This window comes from Bradyrhizobium sp. WBAH42, from assembly GCF_024585265.1.
In the GTDB taxonomy this organism is placed as follows: domain Bacteria; phylum Pseudomonadota; class Alphaproteobacteria; order Rhizobiales; family Xanthobacteraceae; genus Bradyrhizobium.
Map to the genome: position 1 here is coordinate 2,487,337 of NZ_CP036533.1, position 21,645 is coordinate 2,508,981.

Annotated in this window: 17 protein-coding genes; 8 read left to right on the forward strand and 9 right to left on the reverse strand. The window is 65.7% G+C overall.

The features are described 5' to 3' along the window. Positions 1-95 precede the first annotated feature (95 nt). The gene (locus DCG74_RS11605; RefSeq protein ID WP_246708780.1) at positions 96-1,478 is read right to left on the reverse strand and encodes a lytic murein transglycosylase; all 1,383 of its coding nucleotides are present in this window, start codon (positions 1,476-1,478) and stop codon (positions 96-98) included. Between the two features lie 207 nt (positions 1,479-1,685). Between DCG74_RS11605 and DCG74_RS11610 the strand changes: the two genes are divergently transcribed. Next, entirely contained in the window at positions 1,686-2,561 is an 876-nt protein-coding gene (locus tag DCG74_RS11610; RefSeq protein WP_172784861.1) for a UTP--glucose-1-phosphate uridylyltransferase, read from the forward strand. A gap of 121 nt (positions 2,562-2,682) precedes the next feature. Here DCG74_RS11610 and DCG74_RS11615 read toward each other — a convergent pair whose 3' ends face one another. Beyond that, positions 2,683-4,179 (reverse strand): diguanylate cyclase, encoded by a 1,497-nt coding sequence (locus DCG74_RS11615; protein WP_172784860.1) that lies wholly within the window; start codon positions 4,177-4,179, stop codon positions 2,683-2,685. Positions 4,180-4,325: 146 nt separating this feature from the next. Between DCG74_RS11615 and DCG74_RS11620 the strand changes: the two genes are divergently transcribed. Continuing rightward, positions 4,326-4,589, forward strand: a complete 264-nt coding sequence (locus tag DCG74_RS11620) for a hypothetical protein (protein WP_035998268.1) — start codon at positions 4,326-4,328, stop codon at positions 4,587-4,589. 125 nt (positions 4,590-4,714) lie between these two features. Here the strand turns inward: DCG74_RS11620 and DCG74_RS11625 are convergent, their stop codons facing one another. Further along, a complete protein-coding gene (locus tag DCG74_RS11625; protein ID WP_172784859.1) occupies positions 4,715-7,591 on the reverse strand; it encodes an EAL domain-containing protein in 2,877 nt (958 codons plus the stop codon). Between the two features lie 153 nt (positions 7,592-7,744). Then, on the reverse strand, positions 7,745-8,743 hold the full coding sequence (locus tag DCG74_RS11630; RefSeq protein WP_172784858.1) for an NAD(P)H-quinone oxidoreductase: 999 nt from the start codon (positions 8,741-8,743) through the stop codon (positions 7,745-7,747). Between the two features lie 118 nt (positions 8,744-8,861). Between DCG74_RS11630 and DCG74_RS11635 the strand changes: the two genes are divergently transcribed. Together DCG74_RS11635 and DCG74_RS11640 are read left to right on the forward strand one after the other, a co-directional pair. Next, the gene (locus DCG74_RS11635) at positions 8,862-9,053 is read left to right on the forward strand and encodes a DUF1192 domain-containing protein (RefSeq protein WP_172784857.1); all 192 of its coding nucleotides are present in this window, start codon (positions 8,862-8,864) and stop codon (positions 9,051-9,053) included. 591 nt (positions 9,054-9,644) lie between these two features. Then, on the forward strand, positions 9,645-10,154 hold the full coding sequence (locus DCG74_RS11640) for a DUF1465 family protein (RefSeq protein ID WP_172784856.1): 510 nt from the start codon (positions 9,645-9,647) through the stop codon (positions 10,152-10,154). A gap of 199 nt (positions 10,155-10,353) precedes the next feature. Here DCG74_RS11640 and rpmE read toward each other — a convergent pair whose 3' ends face one another. Continuing rightward, on the reverse strand, positions 10,354-10,581 hold the full coding sequence (gene rpmE / locus DCG74_RS11645) for a 50S ribosomal protein L31 (protein ID WP_027573780.1): 228 nt from the start codon (positions 10,579-10,581) through the stop codon (positions 10,354-10,356). Positions 10,582-10,779: 198 nt separating this feature from the next. On the opposite strand from rpmE, the gene DCG74_RS11650 reads away from it, so the two are divergent. Further along, entirely contained in the window at positions 10,780-12,630 is a 1,851-nt protein-coding gene (locus DCG74_RS11650; protein ID WP_172784855.1) for an ABC transporter ATP-binding protein/permease, read from the forward strand. Positions 12,631-12,746: 116 nt separating this feature from the next. On the opposite strand, the gene DCG74_RS11655 is transcribed toward DCG74_RS11650, so the two are convergent. From DCG74_RS11655 to DCG74_RS11670, 4 genes are all read right to left on the reverse strand, one after another. Next, a complete protein-coding gene (locus DCG74_RS11655) occupies positions 12,747-12,962 on the reverse strand; it encodes a hypothetical protein (RefSeq protein WP_172784854.1) in 216 nt (71 codons plus the stop codon). Positions 12,963-13,033: 71 nt separating this feature from the next. Further along, the gene (locus DCG74_RS11660) at positions 13,034-13,480 is read right to left on the reverse strand and encodes a GNAT family N-acetyltransferase (RefSeq protein ID WP_172784853.1); all 447 of its coding nucleotides are present in this window, start codon (positions 13,478-13,480) and stop codon (positions 13,034-13,036) included. Beyond that, positions 13,480-14,508, reverse strand: a complete 1,029-nt coding sequence (locus DCG74_RS11665; RefSeq protein WP_172784852.1) for a peptidoglycan -binding protein — start codon at positions 14,506-14,508, stop codon at positions 13,480-13,482. The genes DCG74_RS11660 and DCG74_RS11665 overlap by 1 nt, the downstream gene beginning before the upstream one ends. Positions 14,509-14,663: 155 nt before the next feature. After that, positions 14,664-15,680, reverse strand: a complete 1,017-nt coding sequence (locus DCG74_RS11670; protein WP_172784851.1) for a flagellar motor protein MotA — start codon at positions 15,678-15,680, stop codon at positions 14,664-14,666. Positions 15,681-15,847: 167 nt separating this feature from the next. Between DCG74_RS11670 and DCG74_RS11675 the strand changes: the two genes are divergently transcribed. The 3 genes from DCG74_RS11675 (at position 15,848) to DCG74_RS11685 (ending at position 21,612) form a co-directional block, all read left to right on the forward strand. Next, complete coding sequence (locus tag DCG74_RS11675) at positions 15,848-16,867, forward strand: cyclopropane-fatty-acyl-phospholipid synthase family protein (protein WP_172784850.1); 1,020 nt, start codon at positions 15,848-15,850, stop codon at positions 16,865-16,867. A 231-nt stretch (positions 16,868-17,098) separates the two neighbouring features. Next, positions 17,099-18,292, forward strand: coding sequence for an efflux RND transporter periplasmic adaptor subunit (locus DCG74_RS11680; protein ID WP_172784849.1), 1,194 nt, complete (start codon positions 17,099-17,101; stop codon positions 18,290-18,292). A 158-nt stretch (positions 18,293-18,450) separates the two neighbouring features. Continuing rightward, positions 18,451-21,612, forward strand: coding sequence for a multidrug efflux RND transporter permease subunit (locus DCG74_RS11685; protein WP_172784848.1), 3,162 nt, complete (start codon positions 18,451-18,453; stop codon positions 21,610-21,612). Positions 21,613-21,645: the final 33 nt, after the last annotated feature.

Sequence of the window (21,645 nt, forward strand, 5' to 3'; positions counted from 1 at the left end):
TTCCATCGCAGATTCTTGTCCATAGACCGGGGAACACCAGTCCCGGTCAAGGTTTTCAGGCAAAATCCGCCTTCAAGGTTACTTCAGGCGCGATTTTACCGCCCGCGCAGCCGGTCCAGCACGTCGGACGAGGCAAAACCGTCGGCGGGGGCCCCGATCGAGGCCTGGAAGTTGCGCAAGGCCTCCCTGGTCATGCCACCGAACTGGCCGTCCGGGGTGCCCTTGTAGAAGCCGCGCTGGGCCAGCAGTTGCTGCAGCTCCAGCCGCTCGGTCCGCGATAGCTCGCGCTCCTGGCGCGGCCAGGGCTGCACGAAAGGCTGTCCCCCGCGCAGCCGGTCGGCGAAATGGCCGATCGCCAGCGCATAGGCCTCGGCCGGATTGTACTTCATGATGACGCGGTAATTCTGCAGCATCAGAAAGCCCGGTCCCTGCGCGCCGGCCGGCGCCAGCAGGTAAGCTTTCTCCGCCGGCTGCGGGAAGGGCTGGTTGTTCGGACGCTTGAGCCCGAGCTTCTCCCATTGCGCGATCGGCATCGCCTTGGCGCGGTCGGCCAGCATGTAGTTGAAGCCTTGCGGCACCACGACCTCGTAGCCCCAGGTCTGGCCGGGCTGCCAGCCGTCCTTCTTCAGATTGTTGGCGGTCGAGGCAATCAGGTCGGTCGGATTGTCGACGACGTCGCGCCGGCCGTCGCCGTCTCCGTCCACCGCGAAGCGCTTGAACGCGGTCGGCATGAACTGGGTCGGGCCGAAGGCGCCGGCCCAGGAGCCGCGCAGCTGCTCCGGACGCAGATCGCCGCGGTTGAGGATCTCCAGCGCGGAGAGGAATTCGTCCTTGAAATAGGCCTGGCGACGGCCGATGCAGGCGAGCGTCGCGGTCGATTGCAGCACGCTGCGGTCGCCCATCTGCGTCGAGTAATTGGACTCGATGCCCCAGATCGAGGCGATGATGGTGCGGTCGACACCGGTGGCCTTCTCAGTCGCGTCGAACTGCGCCTTGTATTTGGCGAGGACCTCGCGGCCCTTGGCGAGGCGGTTGTCGTTCACCAGGATGTCGAGATAGTCCCAGATCGACTTGGTGAATTCCGGCTGCGAGTCCATGAGGTCCATGATGCGCAGGTCGGGCGAGAGTCCGGCGGTGAAGCGCTGAAAGTTCTCCTGCGTGACGCCGCGCCGTGCAGCATCGGGCCACATCGCAGCGACGCAATTGTTGAAGTTGCCGGCAGCCTCGCGGATCGCGGCGGCCGTCATCAAGGGATGGCCGGAGGCGCCGTCCTCGCCGCTCCAGGGCAATGCTCCCGTCGGCGCGCCGCTCGGGCCAGGTGTGGGTTGCGCCGGTGCCGGGTTCGATCCCGAGAAGATGCCGCCGAACAGGTTCGACAGGCCGTTCTGTGCCTGCGCTTGCGCGCCGGCCGGCAGCAGCAAAGCGGCCGCAACGACTGCGCCGCCAGCACGTCTCGCCAGTCCTGCCATTGATTGCATCATATCCCACCCGTCGGCCTGAAAACCCGCCACAGGAGGCCTGGTTAGCGTTGCCAATAGCTTAACAAAGGTGAAATTTTGGTGACGGCCTTTTTCTTAACTCTGTCGGGGCGAGGCCCCACATCCGCCTTTGTTGGCGGCTGCAAACAGGCTAGCAAGAATGCCATTGCTCCCGTCCCATGTGCCCCAAGGTATTCGATCGATCCCATGAAGATTCGCAAAGCTGTATTCCCCGTCGCCGGCCTCGGCACCCGCGTTCTGCCTGCCACCAAGGCAATGCCGAAGGAAATGCTGACCATCGTCGACAAGCCCCTGATCCAGTACGTCTATGACGAGGCGAAGGAAGCCGGCATCGAGCACTTCGTCTTCGTCACCGGCCGCAACAAGGCTGTCATCGAGGATCATTTCGACCGGATGTTCGAGCTCGACGCGACGCTGGCCGCACGCGGCAAGAAAGCCGAGCAGGACATCCTGGCGCAGAACCAGCCGGAAGCCGGCGCGGTCAGCTTCACCCGGCAGCAGGCGCCGCTCGGCCTCGGCCACGCGGTCTGGTGCGCGCGCGACATCGTCGGCAACGAGCCGTTCGCCGTGGTGCTGCCGGACGAGCTCGTGCTCAATACGCCGGGCTGCCTGAAGCAGATGATCGAGATGGCGTCCTCGCTCGGCGAAAAATCCAATCTGGTCGCGGTCGAGGCGGTGCCCGATCATCTGACCCACCAATACGGCATCTGCGGCGTCGGCAAGCGCAACGGCAAAATGTTCGAGGTCGACGGCATGGTCGAGAAGCCGGCCAAGGGCACGGCGCCGTCCAACCTCTCGATCACCGGCCGCTACATCCTGCAGCCGGAGATCTTCAAGATCCTGGAGACCCAGGAGCGCGGCGCCGGCGGCGAGATCCAGCTCACCGACGCCATGATCGGGCTTGCCAAGACGCAGAAATTCTACGGCGTCGAGTTCGAGGGCGAGCGCCATGATTGCGGCTCCAAGCCCGGCTTCCTGCGCGCCAACATCGCCTACGGCTTGAAGCGCCCGGAATTGCGCGACGGCCTGATCGCCGAGATGAAGAAGTATCTGGGGCAGTAGCCGCCGCAATCTCTCTGCTCGTCATTGCGAGGAGCGAAGCGACGAAGCAATCCAGGCTACCTCCGCGGAGACGATCTGGATTGCTTCGCTTCGCTCGCAATGACTGCGAGAGAACAGCGCCTCACGCCACCAGCGACAGCTGCGGCAGGCTCGCCACCACCGACTGGTTGCGCCCGCCGGCCTTGGCGGCGTAGAGCGCCTTGTCGGCGGCGGCAACCAGCAGCGCCCAGTCCATGCCGGCGGCGGGGACGAGGCTGGCGATGCCGCAGGACACCGTCGACATCGCCTGATCGTCGGACCAGCCCTGCACCTTGAGGCGGATCGTCTCCGCCACCTTGAAGGCATCGGCGGCCGAGGTGTTCGGCAGCAGCACGGCGAATTCCTCGCCGCCATAGCGCGCCGCGCAGTCGCCGGCGCGGCTCACCGAATCGGAAATGCAGATGGCGATGCCGACCAGCACCTGGTCGCCGGCCTGATGGCCGAAGGTGTCGTTGTAGGCCTTGAAATGATCGGCATCGATCATGAGCAGCGCGATCGGCGCCTTCTGGCGCATGGCGCGCCGCCATTCGACGTCGATGACGGAATCGAACTTGCGGCGGTTCTTCAGGCCCGTGAGCGCGTCCGTCGTCGCCAACTCCTCGAGCTTGCGCTCGGCCTCGGCGCGCCGGCCGATTTCGCGCGCGAGCACGAGCGTCGATCCCAGCACGAACAGTGCGAGCGCCAGCACCACGGCGCCGATGCGGATCGCCTCCTTCTGCCAGAGCGCGAACACCGCGGCCAAAGGCTTGCCGGCGACCACGAACAGCGGACCATTGTTCTTGCTGCGGACATAGAGTCGCGGCGTCGGATCGACCGGGCCCTGTCCCGAATAGGAGGCGCCGACCCTGAGATTGTCGGCCTTCCAGTTCTGGCGGTCGTTCAGGTTCGTGCCGATGACGTCGAGATCGAATGGCCGCCGCATGATGATGGTGCGGTCGCGCTTGAGCACGGTGATGGTGTCGTCGGGGTCGAGGTTGAGCCGATCGAACAATTCGTGGAAATAGCTGAAGCGGATCGAGCCGGCGACGACGCCCATGAAGCCGCCGTCCGCGTCGCTGATGCGCCGGCTCAGCACGATCGAGTAGGCGCCGCGAAACAGCATGGGACGGCTGATGAACAGCTCCGCGCCGGGATTGTCCCGGTGAACCCTGAAATAGTCTTCCTCGCTGCGGTCCTCCGGCAGCGGATCGAGCGTGGAGGCGTCGATGGTCAGCCGGCCCTCGGCGTCGAACACCTGGATGGCGCCGAAATGCCTGGCGGTGGTTGCGTGGTCGAACAGGATCAGGTGACGAATCGGCTTCGAGACCGTCGCCAGCTCGGGCAGCAGCATGTTGCTGGCGACCGCCTTCAGCGACAAATCGTAGATCTCGACGTTGCGGCTGACGTCGGACTCGATCGTGGTCGCAAGGTTTTCCAGCGTCTGGCGGGCGAGCGCCTCCTCGCCGCGGCGCATGTCGAGCATGACGTTGACGCAAATGGCGGAAAAGCCGATCACCGTCACCACGGACGAGATGATCAGCAGCTTCGCCGAAATCCGCCACGGCCGGCGGGCCGCAACGTCGCGCCATCCAGAGAACATTGTTCGCTCCTGTCCATAGTGGATGCGCCCGAAAGCTTGCGTAGTGTTTAAGCCGCGACGGCGCTGCTGCAATGAGTTAAGAATCGGTTTATGCGGCTGACGGTTTTGAGCAGGCCTGATCTTCGGCCCCGGACGAGAGGACGAGTGTGAACGACTACGATGCGTTGCGCGATTATCTGCTGCGGCAGAAGCAGGAGGAGCTCGTGCTGAGCTTCGAGCAGATCGAGGAGATCATCGGCGCGGCGCTGCCGCGCGCGGCCCAGCGTGCCTCATGGTGGGACAGCCTGCGCAGCCCCGACATCCAGATGCCGCAACGCGAAGCCTGCCTCGCCGCCGGCTTCGTGGCAACGCGCATGCCGGACGGCCAGAGCGTAAGGTTCAGGAAGCAGAAGGGTGAGCGGCGGCGATAGTATCGTAGGGTGGGCAAAGCGAAGCGTGCTCACCACTGCTGCTGCCGTGGTGCAAGGATGGTGGGCACGGCGCAAGTGCGCCTTTGCCCACCCTACGATATCTCCAGGGGAGGGTAAGAGAGCAATCAGCTCGCCGCTTCCAGCCGCACTTCCGTAAGCAGCCGCATCGCCGCGTCCGCGTCCATCGGCTCGCCGAAGGCAAAGCCTTGCGCGTATTCGCAGCCCATCTGGTAGAGCTCGACGGCGTCCGAATCCGTCTCGGCGCCTTCGGCGACGACGTCCATGCCGAGATCGTGGGCGAGCGCGATGATCGACTTCAGGATCACGGGGCGGGTGCCGCGGCTGGTGGTGCGCACGAAGGACTGGTCGATCTTGATGGTGTCGAACGGGAAGCGCTGCAGATAGGCCAGCGAGGAATGGCCGGTGCCGAAATCGTCGAGCGACAGCCCGGTGCCGAGCTCGCGGATCCGGGTCAGCATCTGGGCTGCGTGCTCCGGATTCTCCATCACCAGCGATTCCGTCAGCTCGAGCTTGAGCGTGCCGCGCGCCACCGAGGAGCGCGACAGCACGGTGCGGATGTCGTGGATCAAATCGTGGCGCAGCAGCTGCCGTGACGAGACGTTGACGGAGGCGAAGATCGGCTCGCGCGAGCGCATCGCGCGTTGCCACACCGAAAGCTGCTTGGCGGTCTGGTCGAGCACGAACATGCCGAGGTCGACGATCAGGCCGGTCTCTTCCGCAATCGAGATGAACTCCGAGGGCGCCATGCGTCCGAGCTTCGGATGATCCCAGCGCGCCAGCGCCTCGAAGCCGGCGACGGATCGATCCTCGAGCCGCACGATCGGCTGGTACAGGATCGTGATCTCCTGGCGCTCGATGGCGCGCCGCAATTCGCTCTCCAGCGTCAGGCGGTCGGTCTTCCGCGCGCGCATCGCCGGCTTGTAGACGTCGATGCGGTCGCCGCCGATGCGCTTGGAATGATACATCGCCAGCTCGGCATCCTTGATGATCTCGTCCGTGAGCTGGGTTTGCGGATCGGACAGCGCGAGGCCGATCGACGCGGTGAGGAAGATCTCGCGGTCGTTGAAGGCGATCGGCGCGCGGATGGTCTTGCGGATGGTTTCGGCAAAAGCGGTGATGCGCGCCGGGTCCTGCTCCGACAGCAGGATCAGGCCGAACTGGTCGCCGGCCATCCGGGCCAGCGTGTCCTGCGGCTTCAGGATGCGGGTGAGGCGGCGCGCCAAAGTGAGCAGGATGGAATCGCCGACCGCAATCCCGACGGAATCGTTGACCTGCTTGAAGCGGTCGAGGTCGATCACCATCAGCGTCGGCCGCAGCGTCGGCATGGTCTTGGCGAAATGCGCGACCGCATTCAGCCGGTCCATGAATAGCTTGCGGTTGGGCAGGCCGGTGAGATTGTCATGCACGGAATCGTGCAGCAGGCGTTCCTCGGCATTGCGCAGCTCGGTGACGTCGGTGAGCGTGCCGACCACGCGCGAGACCTCGCCGTCCGAGCCGACCACCGGGCGCGCTTTCAGCGCGAACCACATGAAGTGGCCGTCCGGGGTGCGCAGGCGGAAATCCTGCACCAGGCGGCCGCGGCGCTGGTCGAGCACGCTGTCGAGCGCGGCGCGGAAACGGTCCTGGTCGAGCGGATGCAGCACCTCGAGCCAGGAGGCGGCGGGCCCTTCCAGCGTGCCCCGCTTCAGTCCCAGCAGGGCTTCGGTCTCGGGGCTGGTGAACACCTTGTCGGCCGAGACGTCCCAGTCCCAGATCAGGTCGCCGGAGCCGGCCAGCGCCAGGGCGCGCCGCTCGATGTCGGAGACGACGCCGGTGCTGGCGCCGCCGCCGGCAAAGGCGTGCTGCATCACCGTGAAGCCGATCAGCATCACGATCAGCACGAGGCCGCCGAGCAGGGCAGGGCCGACGATGTCGTTGGTGACGGAGCCCGCGACCGTCATGCCGGCCGCCACCACCCAGACCACCAGGAGGAACCAGGTCGGGATCAAGAGCACGGCGCGGTCGAAGCCGTGGGTGGAGAGATAGACGATCAGCGCGAAGCCGGCGAAGGCGATCAGCACCAGCGAGATGCGCGCGATGCCGGAGGCCACTGCCGGATCGAACAGGGCGAGCGCCACCAGCGAGCCGAGGAAGGCGAGCCAGCCGACCGTGATGTGCGAATAGCGCACGTGCCAGCGGCTGAGATTGAGATAGGCGAACAGGAACACCAAGAGCGTCGCCGCCAGGATCGCCTCACCCGCCGCGCGCCAGATGCGCTCGGCGTTGTTCGACATGTCGAGCACCTTGCCCCAGAAGCCGAAATCGACGCCGATATAGACCAGCACCGCCCAGGCCAGCGCTGCCGCGGCCGGGAACATGATGCTGCCCTTCACCACGAACAGGATGGTCAGCACCAGTGCGAGCAAGCCGGAGATGCCGATCACGATGCCCTGGTACAGCGTGAACGAGTTGACCTTGTCCTTGTAGGCTTCCGGCTCCCACAGATAGAGCTGCGGCAGCTTGTCGGTGCGCAGCTCCGCGACGAAGGTGACGACGGCGCCGGGGTCGAGCGTGATGCGGAACACGTCGGCGGTGGCGCTTTCCTGCCGTTCCGGCCGGTCGCCGATCGAGGGCGTGATGGTCGCGATGCGCGACAGGCCGAGGTCGGGCCACAGCAATCCCGAAGAGACGATGCGGTAATGCGGGGCGACGATCAGGCGGTCGAGCTGGTCGTCGGTGTTGTTGGCGAGCGCGAACACCACCCAGTTCTGGCCGCCCTCCCGGGCGCGCACCTCGATGCGGCGGACGATGCCGTCGGTGCCGGGCGCGGTGGAAACCTGGATGCGATCGGCATCGCTGCGCTGATGCTCGAGCACGCTGGTGAGGTCGATCGCGGGCGCGTCGCCACGGACGCTGACGGCGTCGAGCGCGCGCGCGGGATACGCGGCGACGAGAATCATGAGGCCCAGCGCGATGGGCGCGAGGCACCTGATCAGACGCAAGGTCAGTTCTCCGCGTTCGACGCAAACTCGTCAGTGCAAGGCGAATCTAGAAGGCGATTTCAGACCGAACCGATGTGGTTCGGTGCGTCGCGATAGATGCCACGAAAGCGAGGAAAATCAAAGGGTTTCCGGCTTGCCCTGTGGGCCGGTGGCCTAGGCCTCCAACACAATTTTGCCAATATGTGCGCTGGTTTCCATGCGCCGGTGGGCGTCTGCCGCCTTTTCCAGCGGGAAAGTGCTGTCCATCACCGGCTTGATGCGGCCTTCGCGCAAAAGCGGCATCACTTTCTGCTCGATCGCGGCCACCATCGCCGCCTTGTCCGCACTACTACGGGGGCGCAACGTCGAGCCGGTATGGGTCAGGCGCTTGACCATGACCTTGGCGATGTTGACGCTGACCTTGGGGCCGTTGAGGGTCGCGATCTGGACGATGCGCCCGTCGACCGCGGCGGCATCATAGTTGCGGTCGACATAGTCGCCGGCGACCATGTCGAGGATCAGGTTGACGCCGACGTTGTTGGTCTCCGCCTTGATCACGGCGACGAAGTCTTCGCTCTTGTAGTTGATGGCGCGGTCGGCCCCCAGCTTGAGGCAGGCATCGATCTTGTCCTGCGATCCCACGGTGACGAACACCTTCGCACCGAAGGCTTTGGCGAGCTGAATGGCCATGGTGCCGATGCCGGAGGAGCCGCCATGGATCAGCAGCGTCTCGCCGGCCTTGAGGCCGCCGCGCTCGAACACGTTGTGCCAGACCGTCATCAGGGTTTCCGGCAGCGCGCCGGCTTCCTTGATCGACAGCGCCGGCGGCACGCTCATCGCCTGGGCATCCTGCGCAATGCAGTACTGTGCATAGCCGCCGCCGGCGACGAGCGACATCACCTTGTCGCCGACCTTGTGCCGCTTGGCATTGCTGCCGACCGCGACGACTTCGCCCGCGATCTCGAGGCCGGGCAGGTCGCTGGCGCCGGGCGGCGGCGGATAGGCGCCGGAGCGCTGCGCCACGTCGGGCCGGTTGACTCCGGCTGCCATCACCTTGACCAGGATCTCGTCGGGACCGGGCTGCGGAACGCTGCGTTGCTCCGGCACCAGCACCTCCGGCCCGCCGGGCTTGGAGATGGCGACCACGGTCATTTGCGCGGGCAGCTTGTCCATGATGTGTCCTTGAGCAAAGGTGCGGGAGGAAACGAGGCCCTTGCTTAGCCAGCGCGGTGCAGGCTGGCAACCGCCTTAGGCCATGTGGTCCGGTCCGCGGACGAGAGGAGGAACGACGATGCCGATGGAAGACGACGACCGCCCGCGCAAGAAGATCAGCCATGAGATTGGACAGGACCTCTCACTCTTGTCAGTGGAGGAACTGACCGAGCGTGTCGCGCTGCTCAAGACCGAGATCGCAAGACTGGAAGAAGCCGCCACCAAGAAGCGCGCCTCGCGCGATGCGGCGAACAGCATTTTCAAGTCGTAGCAGTCGCCCCACAACGACTGTCGTCCCGGACGCGTGGGCCGAACTTTCTCCGCCTCGTCATTCCGGGGCGGCGCGTCAGCGCCGAGCCCGGAATCCATAACCACAAGCCGTTGAAACTGGCAGGCGGGCCAATCCATCTTCCTGGGGCTATGGATTCTCAGATGCGCAATTGCGCATCGTAGCTCGCGACGTCGTCGCGCCCCGGAATGACGGCTGAAGATTGTTCCGCGCTTCATTCGGCCACTGGCCGACATGGCTAACGAAATCCCAAAAAATTAGCTCGTTTACTTCGGATTAAGCTTTCGGGTTTATGACTGGAACTGTCCTCGTTTGGACACCGAGTGGCTCCTGTCCACTCTGTTTGACGCCTCCCTGTTATCAACTTTCAAAGCCGCCGGTCTCCGGCGGCTCTTTTTTTGCTTCCGCTCCCGCTGTCTAGCATCCCCGTCCGGTTGCATTCCGAAGGATTGACCCGCGGAAACCATATCCGCGCTTGTCACTGGACTCCGCCTCTCGCCCGCGCAATGATTTGTTCATCATAAGCCGGCGCCAAAGCCGGGCAGTCAAACAGTTGCGTAAGAGGCGTTAACCATGGAACGTTTGCAGGCCGAAGGCGCTCTCGTTCAGCTCAGCGAGCGATTCACCAATTCTGCGGCGTTCGGCAGCCTGTTCCGGGAGGGCATGGACCTCGTCGAGGAAACCGCCGCCTATCTCGACGGCGCTGGCCGCGTCGAGGCCAAGGCGCTCGACCGCGCCGTCAGCCTCACCTACGCGACCGAGAGCATGCGCCTCACCACGCGTCTGATGCAGCTCGCCTCCTGGCTGCTGCTGCACCGCGCGGTGAAGGAAGGCGAGATGACGCTGAGCCAGGCCAACCGTGAGAAGACCAAGGTCAAGCTCACCGCCGCCGATCCCGGCCCGGCCGACACCATCGAGAAGTTGCCCGCACAGCTTCAGGACCTGATCCATCGCTCGATGAGCCTGCAGACCCGTGTCCGCCGCCTCGACAGCACGATCCATACCCCGCCGGCCGAGCAGGCCGCGATCGGCAATCCGCTGGTGCCGCACCTCAACGCGCTGAAGGCCGCGTTCGAGCGGTAGGTCGCACCGGTGCCGTAAGGGTGGGCAAAGGCGCAAAGCGCCGTGCCCACCATCTCTCTCTTGGGATCACAATAGAGGTCGTGGGCACGCTTCGCTTTGCCCACCCTGCGAGTCCTCGGCCTTGGCCGACGACCGGCCCCAAAACAAAAACGCCCCCGGTCTCCCCGGGGGCGTTTTCGTGTCCAGCCCTGCGGCCGGCTCAATCCTTCTTGAGGAAGCCCGAAAACTTCTTCTGGAAGCGCGAGACGCGGCCGCCGCGGTCCATGATCTGGGCGGAGCCGCCGGTCCAGGCCGGGTGCGACTTCGGGTCGATGTCGAGGTTCAGCGTGTCGCCTTCCTTGCCCCAGGTGGAGCGGGTCAGGTACTCGGTTCCGTCGGTCATGACGACCTTAATCGTATGATAATTCGGATGAATTTCGGCTTTCATGGCAATTCCTCGGCGCTCCGGCGCCTTCTTGGGTGGCTCGCGAATGACGGATTTGGGCGGCTCTATACCTCACGAAACCCGGCAAAACAAGCCATGCTGCCGCGGTGAACCGGGGGTTTGCCCTAAGGGACTTCCCGGATTTGCCACTACTGATGCACCGGCCTATTGGGAGCAAACGAATGCAATGGGTCGGATCTCATGAGCGCAGTGGAACGGCTTGATGACCAATATGTCGATCAGCCCGCAATGAACGCCGCGGACACCCCCTCGATCGAGGCCGAGCTGATCGAAGCGCCGGCCAAGGGCCGCGCCAAGCTGCGGCCGCTGCTGGCGCTCGCGCCCTATGTGATCCGCTATCGCGGCCGCGCGGCGCTGGCCTTCGTCGCGCTCACGATCGCCGCGCTGACGACGCTGCTGGTGCCGGTCGCGGTGCGCAGGATGATCGATTTCGGCCTGACGCCCGAGGGCATCGAGCTGATCAACAGCTACTTCTCGGTCATGCTCGCGGTCGTTGCCGTGCTCGCGATCGCCAGTGCCGCGCGCTACTACCTCGTGATGACGATCGGCGAACGCATCGTCGCCGATCTCCGGCGCGACGTCTTCGCCCATCTGCTGTCGCTGTCCCCCGCCTTCTTCGATTCCGCGCGCAGCGGCGAACTGATCTCGCGCCTCACCGCCGACACCACCCAGCTGAAATCGGCCGTCGGTGCCTCCGTCTCGATCGCGCTGCGCAACCTGATGATGTTCCTGGGCGCGACGGCGATGATGGTGATCACGAGCCCGAAGCTCTCCGGCTTCGTGCTGCTCGCCATTCCCCTGATCGTGCTGCCGCTTGTGGCGTTCGGGCGCTGGGTGCGGCGCCTGTCGCGCAACGCGCAGGACACGCTCGCCGATGCCTCCGCCTATGCGGGCGAATTGGTCGGCGCGATCCGCACTGTGCAGGCCTATACCAGCGAGCAATTTGCCGAGAAGCGTTTCGGCGGCGAGGTCGAGCAGGCCTATGAAGCCGCGCGCACCTCGACCCAGGCCCGCGCCGTGCTGACGGCAATCATCATCTTCATCGTGTTCGCAAGCGTGGTCGCCATTCTCTGGATCGGCTCGCATGACGTGCTCACCGGCGCGATCACGCCGGGCCGGCTCGGCCAGTTCGTGCTGTATGCGGTGTTTGCCGCAGCCGGCCTCGGCCAGCTCAGCGAGGTCTGGGGCGAGGTCTCGGCCGCATCGGGCGCAGCCGAGCGCCTGTTCGAGATCCTCCACGTCCAGCCCGAGATCGCCGCGCCTGCGGCGCCGCTTGCGCTGCCGGTGCCGGCGCGCGGCGAGGTCGGCTTCGATCGGGTCAGCTTCGCCTATCCGGCACGGTCCGACGTCAAGGTGCTCGACGCGGTGTCGTTCACCGTGCGCCCCGGCGAGAAGGTCGCGATCGTCGGTCCCTCCGGCGCCGGCAAGAGCACCATCTTTCATCTGCTGCTGCGCTTCTACGATCCGCGCAGCGGGTCGATCTCGCTCGACGGCGTGCCGGTCAAGTCCGCCGACCCCGGGGATTTCCGCGCGCGCATCGCACTGGTGCCGCAGGACTCCGTGGTGTTCGCCGCGAGCGCCCGCGAGAACATTCGCTTCGGCCGGCCCGATGCGACCGATGCCGAGGTCGAGCGCGCCGCCGAGCTCGCCCATGCCGCCGAATTCATCCGCCGCCTGCCCGAGGGTTTCGAGACGGCGCTCGGCGAGCGCGGCGTGACGCTCTCCGGCGGCCAGCGCCAGCGCATCGCGATCGCGCGCGCCATCCTGCGCGATGCGCCGCTGCTGCTGCTGGACGAAGCCACCTCCGCGCTCGACGCCGAAAGCGAGACGCTGGTGCAGACCGCGCTGGAAGAGCTGATGCGCCACCGCACTACGCTGGTGATCGCCCATCGCCTCGCCACCGTGCTCTCCTGCGACCGCATCCTGGTGATGGACCAGGGCAAGATCGTCGAGCAGGGCACGCATGCCGAGCTCGTGGCCGCGAACGGGCTCTACGCCAGGCTGGCGCGGCTGCAGTTCGAGGGGGCGTGAGGCGTCGCCTCACTCTCGTCATTGCGAGCGCAGCGAAGCAATCCAGACTGTTTCCGCGGAAAGACTCTGGATTGCTTCGCTGCGCTCGCAATGACGTGTGGAGGGAGCTTCGCACGTTACCGGCACTTCGGTGACAGCGCCGGCACGTTCGGCCAGGGCCAGTTCTTCCAGCTGCCGTCTGCTTCGACGCAGGCTGATCCCTCAGGGCTGTTCGTCTGCGCAGGGGCGCTCGATGTCGCAAAGCGCTGGTCGACATAGGTCGTCGACACATAGCCGGCGACGATGACGCCCAGCATCACCGAGGACCCCTTGGCCAGCTCGCTCAGCTTCATCGATCGTCTCCATCGGCCATGCCTTGAGACAACGAATAACCGGCGCCTTGGGATCCCCGATGTGACAGGCCTCACGCCCGCCACACCATCTTCAACACCGGCCGGCCCGAGGTCGGATTCACGTCGTCACCGGCATGGGCAAAGCCGTTGCGCTCGTAGAAGCGGATGGCGCGGGCATTGTCCTTATTGACGAGCAGCGTGACGCCCGAAGGCGACAGCCGCTTGGCTTCATCCACCAGCAGCCGTGCCGCATCCGAGCCCCAATGCGCGGGATCGACCACGAGCTGGTCGAGATAGCCCTCGCCGTCGATGGTGACGAAACCGGTCAGCGCGCCGTTCTGTTCCGCCACCACGATTTGGGCCTTCGGCACCAGATCCCTCAGCCAGCGCTCGCGCCACCAGTCCAGCCGAGCCGCGAAGTCGATCTGCGGATAGGCCTGCTGCCAGGTGCGATGCCAGAGATCGATCGCGGCGGCCTCGTCGGAGGCCGCGTAGGGGCGGAGGTGGAGCGCGCTCACTACCGCTCCGTCAGTTTCAGCTCGATGCGGCGGTTGCGCTTGTAGGCCTCTTCCGTGTTGCCGGTATCGAGCGGCTGGAACTCGCCGAAGCCGGCGGCGACGAGGCGCTGGGCGGGCACGCCGAGCGAGACCAGATATTGCACCACCGAGATCGAGCGCGCCGCGGACAGGTCCCAGTTCGACTTGAAGTTCGGACCGTTGACGGGGCGCACGTCGGTATGGCCGTCGACGCGCAGCACCCAGGGGATGTCGCTCGGGATCTTCTTGTCGAGTTCGATCAGCGCCGCTGCCAAGGTGTCGAGCTCGGCGCGGCCCTCGGGCAGCAGCACCGCCTGGCCGGTGTCGAAGAACACTTCGGACTGGAATACGAAGCGGTCGCCGACGATGCGGATGTCGGGGCGGTTGCCGAGGATTGCGCGCAGCCGGCCGAAGAATTCCGAGCGGTAGCGCGACAATTCCTGCACGCGCTGCGCCAGGGCGACGTTCAGGCGCGAGCCAAGGTCGGCGATGCGGTTCTGCGATTCCTTGTCGCGCTTCTCGGAGGCATCGAGCGCCTCTTCCAGCGCCGCCAATTGCCGGCGCAGCGCGCTGATCTGCTGGTTCAACACCTCGATCTGCGCCAGCGCCCGCGCCGAGACCGCCTTCTCGGAATCCAGCGCCTTGCCGAGCTCGGCGGTCTTGCCTTGCGCGTCGTTGCCGGCGGCGGCGAGGCCGTCATAGAGCCCCTTGATGCGGTCGCGCTCGGTCTCGGCCGAGGCGAGCCCGGCCTTCAATTGCGAGACCTGGTCGTCGAGCGTGAGCTTGCCGAGCTTCTCCAGCGACAACAGCTCGTTGAGCTGGGCGATCTTGGCGTTGAGCTGCTCCAGCGCCTTGTCCTTGCCGGTGACCTCCTGCGACAGGAAGAACTGCACGACGAGGAACACCGACAGCAGGAAGACGATGGACAGCACCAGCGTCGACAGCGCATCGACGAAGCCGGGCCAATAATTGAAGGCGCCTTCGCTGCGGCGGCCGCGCGCTAGAGCCATTAACGTCTCCGTTTCTTTCGTGTCCCGGACGCGATGCAGCGTGCAACGCTGCTTCGCAGAGCCGGGACCCAGATTCACTCGTCAAATGGGCCCCGGCTCAGCAGCGCATCACTGCGTGCTGCGCTGCGTCCGGGGCACGATGGTTCAGCCAGCCCTCAACTCTTCTCGGGCTGGCGCGCGATCCGCTCCAACAGGCGGCGGATCTCGCGGTTCTGCTCGCCCTGGCCGTCGGCCCATTCGCGGATCATCTGCTGCTCGGTGCGCATGTGTGAGACCAGCGCCTGGATCGCTTCGGCAAGGCTCGCCATCGCCGCCGTGGTGCCGCGGCCGGCGCTGCCTTCCTCGAACACGGAACGCAGGCGTTCGACCGCGGCCTGAAGCTCCCCGCTGGCGACACCGCCGCCGGAGGCGGCGGCGGGCACATCGCCATTGCCGTATTCGCGCACGGTGGTGGCGAGCCAGTCTTCGAGGTCGGTGTAGAAGCGGTTCTGCGCCTGGCTCGATTGCAGATCGAGGAAGCCGAGGATCAGCGAGCCGGCGAGGCCGAACAGCGAGCTGGAGAACGAGATGCCCATGCCTCCGAGCGGGGCGGCGAGGCCCTCCTTCAGCGTGTCGAACAGCGCCCCGGAATCGCCCCCCACCTTGAGCCCGTCGATCACCTTGCCGACCGAGCCGACCGTCTCGATCAGGCCCCAGAAGGTGCCGAGCAGGCCGAGGAACACCAGCAGGCCGGTCATGTAGCGGGAGATGTCGCGGGCCTCGTCCAGGCGGGTCGCGATCGAATCGAGCAGGTGCCGCATGGTGGTCTGGGTGATGGTCATCCGCCCCGAGCGCTCCCCACCCAGGATCGCCGCCATCGGCGCCAGCAGCTTGGGGTGACGGGACGGCGCCAGGCCGGGATCGGCGACGCGGAAATTGTTGACCCAGGAGACCTCGGGATAGAGCCGGATGACCTGGCGGAAGGCGAGGATGATGCCGATGAACAGCACGCCGCCGATCAGGGCATTGAGCCCGGGATTGGCGAAGAAGGCCTGGATGATCTGCTTGTAGAGCACCACGCCCACCAGCGTGCACAGCACCAGGAAGACCAGCATCCGCACCAGGAAGACGCTGGGCGAGGACAGTTTCGTGTACTCGATGTCCATGGTTGATCGGGAAGTGCCAGACCGCATGCCAGTATCATCCGTTACGTAAGCTTGCTTGCGGCGCGCACTATGGCACAGCGCCGGCCCAAAAAAAGCGCCGGATGCGCCGATTTCGGGGACAGCTCGGGGAACCCGGACCGGAAGCGGCGCTTTGATAAGCAGGTCTCTGCAGAATTTCGCCATTCGGGGGGCGCATGAGCGTCGTTTCCGCGATCATCGGGACTGCCGAGCGTGTGCCGCTGCCGGACGTGGTGATCCGCGCCGCGATCCAGCGCCTGTGCTCCCGCATGGCGACGCGCCTGTCCGCCCTGGGCGCCGGCGACGATGCCGCCTTTGCCGGCCGGATGATGCTGCGGCCGATCGCCGAGGGTACAGATGCCGGGCATGACCAGGTGCCTGCCGCCTTCTTCGCCGATTTGCTCGGTCCCAACCGTAAATTCTCCTCCTGCTTCTACAAGACCGGCGCGACCACCTTGCGGGAGGCGGAGGAGGAGGCGCTGCGCCAGACCGTCGAGCATGCCGGCCTGGCCGACGGCCAGACCATCCTCGAGCTCGGCTGCGGCTGGGGCTCGCTGTCCCTGTGGATGGCGCGGCAGTTTCCGCACGCCAGGGTGACGGCGGTCGCGACTTCACAGGCGCAACGCGCCTATGTCGAGGAGGAGGCGCGGCTGCGCGGATTGCTCAATCTGCGCGTGGTCACGGCCGACATGAACGTGTTCGCGCCCGAGGGGCAGTTCGACCGCATCGTCTCGGTCGAGATGTTCGAGCAGATGCGCAACTGGCGCAAGCTGATGACGCGCGCGCGGTCATGGCTCACGCCGGAGGGGCGGTTCTTCATGCACGTCGTCACCCACCGTTCCGGCTCGCATCTGCTTGACCCCGCCGATCGCGACGACTGGATCGCGCAGCACCTCTATACAAGCGGGTTGATGCCGAGCCATCACCTGGTCAGGCAGTTCGACGATATCTTCGCGGTCGAGAAGGAATGGTGCTGGAGCGGGACGCATTACCAGCGCACCGCCAACGACTGGCTCGCCAATTTCGATGCGCATCGCGAGGCCATCGAGGCATCCTTGCGCAGGGTCTATAGCGAGGAGGCCGCTCTCTGGATCCGTCGCTGGCGCTGGTTCCTGCTCGCGACCTCGGGCCTGTTCGGCTACGCCGATGGAACCGAATGGGGCGTCAGCCACTACCGGATGAAGGCCGCCGAGTAATTGCGATGTTCCGTCGCAGCACGCGCCGGTGGACCCCGACTCACAATCAAGTGACACCGTAAAAGCCTTCTGATCTCAGCAGCATAAGCTGTGTGACAATGAGCCGCCCGCGCCATGCGTTGCATCGCAGCAGATGCATTCTATTTTGGCGGCATCAGTCGCGTGTAAAAGGTCCAGAACGGGCCGTGCGCGAGCACGATCAGTTTCAACAACATCGGGGCACCCCACTTCATGTCCGGACTTCGCGCGCGATCGGCATGCGTTGCAATGATGCTCGCGGCCCTTGCGCCGCTTCTGGCAGGCTGCGACGAATCCAGCTCCGCGGTGTCCGCCGCCCAGCCGCCCGCTCCTGACGTCAGCATCGTCGTCGTCAAGCCGCAGTCCCGCGCCGTGGTGCGCGAGCTGCCGGGCCGGATCGCGCCGACGCGGGTCTCCGACGTGCGGCCGCGCGTGTCCGGCATCGTGGTCGAGCGCCTGTTCCGCCAGGGCAGCGAGGTGAAGGCCGGCGATCCGCTCTACCGCATCGATCCGCGCCCGTTCGAGGTCGAGGTGATGGCGAATGAGGCCGCGCTGGCCAAGTCCGAAGCGGCTTTGATGCAGGCCAGGCAACAGGCGCATCGTATCGCCACCCTGACCAGGGATCGCGCCGCCCCTGAAGCCGAGAACGAGAAGGCGATCGCGGCCGAACGCCAGGCCCATGCCGAGGTCGAAGGCCGCAAGGCCGAGCTCGCGCGGGCCAAGCTCAATCTCGACTATGCCACCGTTCGCGCGCCGATCGACGGCGTGGTCGGTGCGGCCCTCGTCAGCGAGGGCGCGCTCGCCGTGCAGAACGAGACCAATCTCGCCACCATCCAGCAGCTCGATCCGATCTATGCCGACTTCACCCAGTCGGTGACCGAGCTCAACCAGCTCCGCCGTGCCTTCGAGACCGGCGACCTCGAGCGCATCGCCGCCGATGCCGCCAAGGTGCGCCTCGTGCTCGACGACAACACCATCTATTCGCTCGACGGCAAGCTGCTGTTCTCCGACGCCAAGGTCGACGCCCACACCGGCCAGGTGACGTTGCGCGGCGAGTTCCGCAATCCCAAGCGCGAGCTGCTGCCGGGCATGTATGTGCGGGTCCGGATCGACCAGGGTCTCGATTCCGACGCGATCGCGGTGCCGCAGCAGGCGATCCAGCGCAACGGCGGCGGCGGCAGCGAGGTGTTCGTGGTCAAGGACGACAACCACATCGCGGTGCAGCCGGTGCGCACCGGATCGGTGCAGGACGGCCTCTGGTTCGTCACCGAAGGCCTGAAGGCCGGCGACAAGGTCGTGGTCGAAGGCTTCCAGAAATTCGCGGCCGGCGACAAGGTCCAGCCGCAATCCTGGTCCGAGGCGGACGCGACCGCGGACAACCGGCACGCCCTTAAGCTCACGCGGTAACCGGACGGCTTTGCAAGTGTCGTCCTCATCCTGAGGAGCCCGCTGGAAGCGGGCGTCTCGAAGGATGGCCGGGAGAGAGCCGGGCCTTCATGGTTCGAGACGCGCGTTCCGCGCTCCTCGCCATGAGGATCTAACGAAACAACGAGGATAAACGGCCAATGCCGAGTTTCTTCATCGACAGGCCGATCTTCGCCTGGGTGGTTGCGCTGTTCATCTGCTTGATCGGTGCCATCGCGGTGCCGCTGCTGCCGATCGCGCAATATCCGATCATCGCGCCGCCTTCGATCTCGGTCTCGACCAGCTATCCCGGCGCCTCGCCGGAAAACCTCTACAACAGCGTCACGCGGCTGATCGAGGAGGAGCTCAACGGCGCCGCCAATATCCTCAATTTCGAATCGACCAGCGACTCGCTCGGCCAGGTCGAGATCATCGCCAACTTCCAGCCGGGCACCGATACCAGCGCCGCCTCGGTCGAGGTCCAGAACCGGATCAAGCGGGTCGAGGCTCGCCTGCCGCGCGCGGTGATGCAGCAGGGCATCCTGATCGAGGAAGCCTCCAGCGCGGTGCTGCAGATCATCACGCTGAACTCGACCGACGGCAGCCTGGATGAAGTCGGCCTCGGCGACTTCATGATCCGCAACGTGCTCGGCGAGATCCGCCGCATTCCCGGCGTCGGCCGCGCCACGCTCTATTCGACCGAGCGCAGTCTTCGTGTCTGGGTCGATCCCGCAAAACTCGTCGGCTACGGGCTGACCGCCGACGATGTCAACAAGGCCATCACCGCGCAGAACGCGCAGGTCGCCTCCGGCAGCATCGGCGCCGAACCGTCGACGTCGAACCAGCGCACCTCGGCGTTGGTGCTGGTCAAGGGCCAGCTGTCGTCGCCGGACGAGTTCGGCGCCATCATCCTGCGCGCCAATGCCGACGGCTCGACCGTGCGCCTGCGCGACGTCGCGCGCGTCGAGGTCGGCGGCCTCAGCTATCAGTTCAACACCCGCCTCGATGGCAAGCCGACCGCCGGTCTTTCGGTGCTGATGTCGCCGACCGGCAACGCGCTGGCCACCGCGAGCGCGGTCGAAGCCAAGATGAAGGAGCTGTCGCGCTTCTTCCCGGCCAACATCAGCTACGAGATCCCCTACAACATCACGCCCGTAGTCGAGGCCTCGATCAAGAAGGTGCTGTCGACGCTGGTCGAGGCCGTGGTGCTGGTGTTCGTGGTGATGTTCTTATTTCTCCAGAACATCCGTTACACCATCATTCCGACCATCGTGGTGCCGGTGGCGTTGCTCGGCGCCTGCTCCACGCTGCTGCTCGCCGGCTACTCCATCAACATGCTCTCGATGTTCGGCATGGTGCTCGCGGTCGGCATCCTCGTCGACGACGCCATCGTGGTGGTCGAGAACGTCGAACGCATCATGGCCGAGGAGGGCCTGCCGCCGAAGGAAGCGACGCGGAAAGCCATGTCGCAGATCACCGGCGCCATCATCGGCATCACCCTGGTGCTGATGGCGGTGTTCGTGCCGATGGCGTTCTTCCCGGGCTCGGTCGGCATCATCTACCGCCAGTTCTCGGTCACCATGGTCGCCGCGATCGGCTTCTCCGCCTTCCTGGCGCTGTCGTTGACGCCGGCGCTGTGTGCGACCCTGCTCAAGCCCGTCGAGGCCGGCCACGGTCATGCGAAGAGAGGCGTGTTCGGCTGGTTCAACCGCATGCTCGAAGGCGGCAAGGAGCGCTATTCGCGCACCGTCGGCTTCTCGCTGAACCGCACCGGCCGCCTGATGCTGGTCTATGCCGCGCTGCTGGTCGGCCTGTCCTGGGCCTTCGTCAACCTGCCCGGCGGCTTCCTGCCGGTCGACGACCAGGGCTTCGTCACCACCGACGTGCAGACGCCGTCGGATTCGTCCTACGCCCGCACGGAAGCCGTGATCGAGAAGGTGGAGAAATATCTGGCGCAGCGGCCGGGCGTCGACAACGTCACCTTCCTCACCGGCTTCAGCTTCTCCGGCCAGGGCATGAACACCGCGCAGGCCTTCATCACGCTGAAGGACTGGTCGGAGCGCGGGCCTAAAGATTCCGCTGCTGCGATCGTCAACGACATCAACCGCGACCTGGGCTCGTCGATCCGCGACGCAAAGATCTCGGCGTTGCAGCCGCCGCCGATCGACAATCTCGGCAACTCGTCCGGCTTCTCGTTCCGCCTGCAGGACCGCGGCCAGAAGGGCTATCAGCAATTGATGCGCGCCGCCGACCAGCTGATCGCGGAGGCCAATGCCAGCCCGGTGCTGCAGAAGGTCTATATCGAAGGCCTGCCCGAGGCGGGGGTGGTCAATCTCATGATCGACCGCGAGAAGGCCGGCGCCTTCGGGGTCACTTTCGAGGACATCAACAACACCATCTCGACCAATCTCGGCTCGAACTACATCAACGACTTCCCGAACCGCGGCCGCATGCAGCGCGTCGTGGTGCAGGCAGACGCGCGCGACCGCATGCGGACCGAGGACATCCTCAATTACAACGTCAAGAACAGCCGCGGCCAGCTGGTGCCGTTCTCGTCCTTTGCCACGGTGGAATGGGCGCGCGGCCCGACGCAGATCGCCGGCTTCAACTATTATCCGGCGGTGCGCATCTCCGGCGAAGCCAGGCCCGGCTTCACCTCGGGCGACGCCATTTCGGAAATGGAGCGGCTCGCCGGCAGACTGCCGCGCGGCTTCGGCTACGAATGGACCGGACAGTCGCTGCAGGAAAAGCTGTCGGGCTCGCAGGCGCCGTTCCTGCTGGCGCTGTCGGTGTTCGTGGTGTTCCTGTGCCTCGCCGCGCTCTACGAGAGCTGGACCATTCCGCTCGCGGTGCTGCTCACCGTGCCGCTCGGCATCGTCGGCGCGGTCGCGGCTGCGACGCTGCGGAGCCTGCCCAACGACGTCTATTTCACCGTCGGCCTGATCACCATCATCGGCCTTGCGGCCAAGGACGCGATCCTGATCATCGAGTTCGCGAAGGACCTGCGGAAGGAAGGCAAGCCGCTGGTCGAAGCCACCATCGAGGCCTGCCGCCTGCGCTTCCGCCCGATCCTGATGACCGGCCTCGCCTTCATCTGCGGCGTGCTGCCGATGGCCATCGCCCACGGCGCCGGCGGCGCCAGCCAGCAGGCGCTCGGCTCAGTCGTGATGGGCGGCATGATCGCCGTGGTGATCCTGGCGCTGTTGATGGTGCCGGTGTTCTTCGTCTCCGTGCAGCGCGTGCTGGCGGGGGATCGCGAGCCAGCGCCGGCGCGGGAAGCCGAAGCGCACGGCCGGCCGGCGCCAGCGTCGCAGGGCCACTGAAGCTGTCATTCCGGGGCGCGCGTAGCGCGAGCC